The sequence below is a fragment of the Streptomyces sp. NPDC054956 genome, from assembly GCF_053609185.1.
In genome coordinates this window covers 15,149-20,547 of sequence record NZ_JBSGXB010000122.1, presented here as the reverse complement: position 1 = coordinate 20,547, position 5,399 = coordinate 15,149, and the positions used below count along the sequence as shown (strand labels likewise).

General features: G+C 71.8%; 4 protein-coding genes. 3 read left to right on the top strand and 1 reads right to left on the bottom strand.

What is annotated here, in order from left to right; all coding sequences use genetic code 11:
* The first annotated feature begins 84 nt into the window (after positions 1-84).
* From ACWGDE_RS20190 to ACWGDE_RS20180, 3 genes are all read left to right on the top strand, one after another.
* Positions 85-795 carry a potassium-transporting ATPase subunit C gene (locus tag ACWGDE_RS20190; protein ID WP_453390361.1) on the top strand — a complete coding sequence of 237 codons (711 nt, stop codon included), beginning with the start codon at positions 85-87 and terminating at the stop codon, positions 793-795.
* Between the two features lie 98 nt (positions 796-893).
* Positions 894-1,577 (top strand): response regulator, encoded by a 684-nt coding sequence (locus ACWGDE_RS20185; RefSeq protein ID WP_453390360.1) that lies wholly within the window; start codon positions 894-896, stop codon positions 1,575-1,577.
* Between the two features lie 23 nt (positions 1,578-1,600).
* Entirely contained in the window at positions 1,601-4,144 is a 2,544-nt protein-coding gene (locus tag ACWGDE_RS20180) for a DUF4118 domain-containing protein (RefSeq protein WP_453390362.1), read from the top strand.
* A 70-nt stretch (positions 4,145-4,214) separates the two neighbouring features.
* Here ACWGDE_RS20180 and ACWGDE_RS20175 read toward each other — a convergent pair.
* On the bottom strand, positions 4,215-5,399 hold a 1,185-nt coding region (locus ACWGDE_RS20175; protein WP_453390359.1), incomplete at its 5' end, for an MFS transporter.

The following is a 5,399-nucleotide window of genomic DNA, read 5'->3' as shown; positions in this document are numbered from 1 at the left end:
GGACTCGGCGGCCTCATCGCCCCGTTCGTCGGCATCAAGCTCATCGACATGATCATCTCCCTCATCCCCGGGCTGGGCTGACACATGAACAACTCACTGGGAAACACCGCCCGCCTCATCGGAGCCGGCCTGCGAGCCCTCCTCGTCCTCACCGTCCTGTGCGGGGTCCTCTACCCCCTCGCCATCACCGGCATCGCCCAGACCGCCTTCGGCCACGAGGCCAACGGCTCCGAGCTCAAGGACGCGAGCGGCCGGGTCGTCGGCTCCTCCCTCATCGGGCAGAGCTACAACCTGCCGAAGCGCGACCCGAACGACGCGAAGGAGGCCGCCGAGCCGGACCTCAAGTGGTTCCAGCCGCGTCCCTCCAACGGCCTCGGCGCCAACTCCGTCAACACCCAGTACTCGCTGCTCCTTTCCGGAGCCACCAACCGTTCCGCCGACAACGGCTCCGTCGACGGAAAGTGCACCGAGGAAGAGGGCACCCTCTGTGCCCAGGTCCTCGCCGCCAAGGAAGCCGTCGTGGCGGACAACTCCACCGCCTCCTACCGGGTCGGGCCCGAGGACGTGCCGGCCGACGCCGTCACCTCCTCCGGCTCCGGCCTCGACCCCGACATCTCCCCCGCGTACGCCGAGCTCCAGATCCACCGGGTCGCGGAGCGGAACAAGCTGGACGTCGAGCAGGTCGAGAAGCTCGTCGCCGCCCACACCACCGGCCGCACCCTCGGTTTCATGGGCGAACCCCGCGTCAACGTCCTCGCCCTCAACACCGCGCTCAAGGCACTGGCCAAGGGCTGACGTTCCCCCGGCAGACATCCCGGAGCCGGCGGGACGCGGCGCTTCCGCGTCCTGCCGGCTCCGACCCGCATCCACTGAAAGAGGAAGGCCCCACACCGATGATCAAGGTGCTGGTGGTGGAGGACGACGCCCAGCTCGTCCGAGCGCTCAGGATCAACCTGGAGGCGCGGAAGTTCGGGGTGGAGACGGCTCCCGACGGAAAGACCGCTCTGAGACTGGCGGCCACGCGCAAGCCGGACCTCATCCTGCTGGACCTCGGTCTGCCGGACATGGACGGCATCCACGTCATCAGGGAGGTGCGGAAGACCGGCGGGGTGCCGATCCTCGTCCTCTCCGCCCGCCACACCTCCGAGGAGAAGATCCGCGCCCTGGACGCGGGGGCCGACGACTACGTCACCAAGCCGTTCAGCATGGACGAGTTGCTCGCGCGACTGCGGGCCGCCGTCCGCCGTCAGGAGGTCCCGATGCCGTCCGGCGAGCTCGCCGTGATCGAGACCGAGGACTTCACGGTCGACCTGGTCGCCAAGAAGGTCAGGCGGGGGGATCGCACGGTGCGGCTCACCCCCACCGAATGGCACATCCTGGAAATCCTCATCACCCACCCCGGCCGGCTGATCACCCAGGCCAAGCTGTTGCTGGACGTGTGGGGACCGACGTACTCCGAGCACACCAACTACCTGCGCGTATACATGGCCCAGCTCCGCCGCAAACTGGAGGCGGACCCCTCGCACCCGAGGTACCTGATCACCGAGCCCGGCATGGGCTACCGCTTCGAGGGATGACGCAACAGAGGGATGGCATGACCATGGGACGCGGCACGTTTCGTATCTACCTGGGCTCGGCCCCCGGCGTCGGGAAGACGTACGCGATGCTCTCGGAGGGCCACCGCCGGGTGGAGCGCGGCACCGACGTCGTCGTCGCCTTCGTGGAGCACCACGACCGCCCCCGCACCGAGGTGATGCTGCACGGGCTGGAACAGATCTCCCGGCACGAACTCGCGTACCGGGACTCCACGTTCACGGAGATGGACGTGGACGCGATCCTGCGGCGCCGCCCCGCGGTGGCGCTCGTGGACGAGCTCGCCCACAGCAACGTCCCCGGTTCGCGCAACGCGAAGCGGTGGCAGGACGTGGAGGAACTGCTCCGGGCCGGCATCGACGTCGTCTCGACCGTCAACATCCAGCATCTGGAGTCCCTCGGCGACGTCGTCGAGACGATCACCGGCGTGCGGCAGCGCGAGACGGTCCCCGACGAAGTGGTGCGGCGCGCCGACCAGATCGAGCTGGTCGACATGGACCCGCAGGCGCTGCGCCGCCGCATGGCCCACGGCAACATCTACAAGCCCGACAAGGTCGACGCCGCCCTCTCCAACTACTTCCGGCCGGGCAACCTCACCGCCCTGCGCGAACTCGCCCTGCTCTGGGTCGCCGACCGGGTGGACGAGTACCTCCGGGAGTACCGGGGCGAGCACGGCATCCGCTCCACCTGGCAGGCCCGCGAACGCATCGTCGTGGGCATCACCGGCGGCCCGGAGGGCCGCACCCTCATCCGCCGCGCCGCCCGCCTCGCCGAGAAGGGCTCGGGCGGCGAGGTCCTGGCCGTCTACATCGCCCGCAGCGACGGGCTGACCGCCGCCTCGCCCAAGGAACTCGCCGTCCAGCGCACCCTGGTCGAGGACCTCGGCGGCACCTTCCACCACGTCATAGGCGACAACGTCCCCGATGCGCTCCTGGAGTTCGCCCGCGGGTGCAACGCCACGCAGATCGTCCTCGGAGTCAGCCGCAGACGTTCCTGGCAGTCCGTCTTCAGACCCGGTGTCAGTGCCACCGTCGCCCGCGAATCGGGCCCCGACCTCGACGTCCACATCGTCACCCACGACGAGGCCGCCAAGGGCCGGAGCCTGCCGGTCGCGCGCGGGGCGCAGCTCGGCCGGTCCCGCCTCATCTGGGGCTGGGTCGTCGGCGTCGCGGGCCCGGCGCTGCTCACCGTCCTGCTGAACCGGCTCGTGCCCGATCTGGGTCTGGCCAACGACATGCTGCTCTTCCTGACCTTCACGGTGGCGGCGGCCCTGCTCGGCGGGCTGCTGCCCGCCCTGGCCTCCGCGGCCTTCGGGTCCCTGCTGCTGAACTACTACTTCACCCCGCCGCTGCACGAGTTCACCATCTCGGACCCCAAGAACATCGTGGCGATCGCGATCTTCGTGGGCGTCGCGGTGTCGGTGGCCTCCGTCGTCGACCTCGCCGCCCGGCGCACCCACCAGGCGGCCCGGCTCCGCGCCGAATCGGAGATCCTCTCGTTCCTCGCCGGCAGCGTCCTGCGCGGCGAAACCGCCCTGGACGCACTGCTGGAGCGGGTGCGCGAGACCTTCGCGATGGAGTCCGTGGCGCTGCTGGAGCGCGGTACCGATGTCGATCCGTGGACGTGCGCGGGCAGCACCGGCCGCACCCCCGTCGCCCGCCCCGAGGACGCCGATGTGGACATGCCCATCGGCGAGAACATGGCCCTGGCCCTGACCGGCCGGGTCCTGCCGGCCGAGGACAGGCGCGTACTCGGTGCCTTCGCCGCGCAGGCCGCCGTCGTGCTCGACCGCCGGCGCCTCGTCGACGAGGCCGAGGAAGCCCGCCGGCTGGTCGAGGGCCATCAGATCCGTACCGCGCTCCTGGCCGCCGTCAGCCACGACCTGCGGACCCCGCTCGCCGGCATCAAGGTCTCCGTCACGTCCCTGCGTTCCGCCGACGTGGAGTGGTCCGAGGAAGACCGGGCCGACCTCCTGGAAGGCATCGAGGACGGTGCCGACCGCCTCGACCACCTGATCGGGAACCTCCTCGACATGTCCCGCCTCCAGACGGGCACCGTCGTCCCGCTCCTGCGCGAGACCGACCTGGACGAGGTCGTCCCGATGGCCCTGGCCGGGGTCCCCGACGACAGCGTGGTCCTCGACATCCCCGAGACCCTGCCCATGGTCTCCGTCGACCGCGGCCTCCTGGAGCGGGCCGTCGCCAACATCGTCGAGAACGCGGTCAAGTACCACCCCGCCGGCGAGACCGTCCTGGTGTCCGCCAGCTCCCTCGCCGAGCGCCTCGAACTGCGCGTCGTGGACCGCGGACCCGGTGTCCCCGACGAGGCCAAGGACCGCATTTTCGAACCCTTCCAGCGGTACGGAGACGCCCCCGCGGGCGCCGGCGTGGGCCTCGGGCTGGCCGTCGCCAGAGGCTTCCTGGAGGCCATGGACGGCACCCTCACCGCCGAGGACACCCCCGGCGGCGGCCTGACGATGGTCCTCACCCTGCCCATAGCCGGAGACACCCGCCCGGTACCCGCCGAACTCCCGGCGGCCGCCACGACCTGACCCGCTTCCGCGCCGGTCCGCCCGGCGCCGTCGGAGCCCGCCCTGCGGACACTCGCCGAACCGCCGGGCGTCAGCTGCCGTCTCCCCCTGACGGACGGACACCCGCGCCGAGCGCCGAGCACGCGGCCAGGGCGGCGAGTACGGCGAGGGCCGCGAAGAGCTGGGGGTAGCCGCCGAGCGGAGCGGCGAGGGCCGCGCCCGCCCAGGGGGCCAGCGCTGCCGCGATGTGCGCCGGTGCGCCGAGCAGGGCGGAGAGGCGGCCGTAGTGCTCGGTGCCCCAGCGGTCGGTCACGGCGGTGGCCTGGAGAAGGGTGAGGTTGCCCCGGACCACTCCGGCCAGGACCGAGAGGACGACGAGCAGCGGCATCGGGCCCGGAACGAGGGCGAGGGCTGCCGTGGTGGCGCCGCCGAGGGCGACGAGGGTGACGGTGCGCGTCGTGACGGACGTACGGGCGGACAGGGCCGAGTACAGGATCCGGCCGAAGGTCTGGCCGGCTCCGCCGAGTCCGAGGGCCCAGGCGGCCGTCGTCGGGTCGGCGCCGCGCTCGGTGAGCAGGGGGATCAGGCCCATGACGACGGCGTACATGGCGAAGCCGGACAGGGTGAAGGCCACCGCCAGGAAGAGGAAGGGGCGGCTGCGGGTGACCTTCGTCGGTTCGCCGTGCTTCGCCGAGGGATCGGCCCGTGGCGCGGGCGGCCAGGGGGCGCGCAGGGCCAGGGCATGGGCCGGGATGGTGACGGCCGCGAGGATCAGGGCCAGGACCCCGTAGGTCTGACGCCAGGTGAGGTGTTCGGCGAGGGCCGCGGTGAGCGGGGCGAAGACGGTGGAGGCCAGGCCGCCGGCGAGGGTGACGATCGTCAGCGCCCGGACGCGGTCGGGTCCCCACCAGCGCGTGAGGGCGGCGAAGGCGGGCTGGTAGAAGGTGGCCGCCATGGCGACCCCGGCGAGCATCCAGCCGAGGGCGAAGACCGCCAGGGTGGGAGCGGCGGCGATGAGCAGGATCGCGAGTACGCCGAGGACGGAACCGGTGGTCATCACGGCTCGCGGGCCCCGGCGGTCGAGTACGCGGCCGACCGGAATCCCGACGACGGCCGAGACCAGGAGCGCGAGGGAGAACGCGCCCGTCGCCCTGTCGGCGGACCAGCCGGTGTCGGCGGTCAGGCGCGGAAGGAGCACCGGGAAGGCGTAGTAGACGATGCCCCAGCCGGTGATCAGGGTGGCGCGCCGGGCGGGCTCCGCTGCGCGCGGCCCCTG

Bases quoted from the DNA above. Each gene is read 5' to 3' on its own strand.
- ACWGDE_RS20190 (WP_453390361.1), top strand. From the start codon at position 85: ATGAACAACTCACTGGGAAACACCGCCCGCCTCATCGGAGCCGGCCTG.
- ACWGDE_RS20185 (WP_453390360.1), top strand. From the start codon at position 894: ATGATCAAGGTGCTGGTGGTGGAGGACGACGCCCAGCTCGTCCGAGCG.
- ACWGDE_RS20180 (WP_453390362.1), top strand. From the start codon at position 1,601: ATGGGACGCGGCACGTTTCGTATCTACCTGGGCTCGGCCCCCGGCGTC.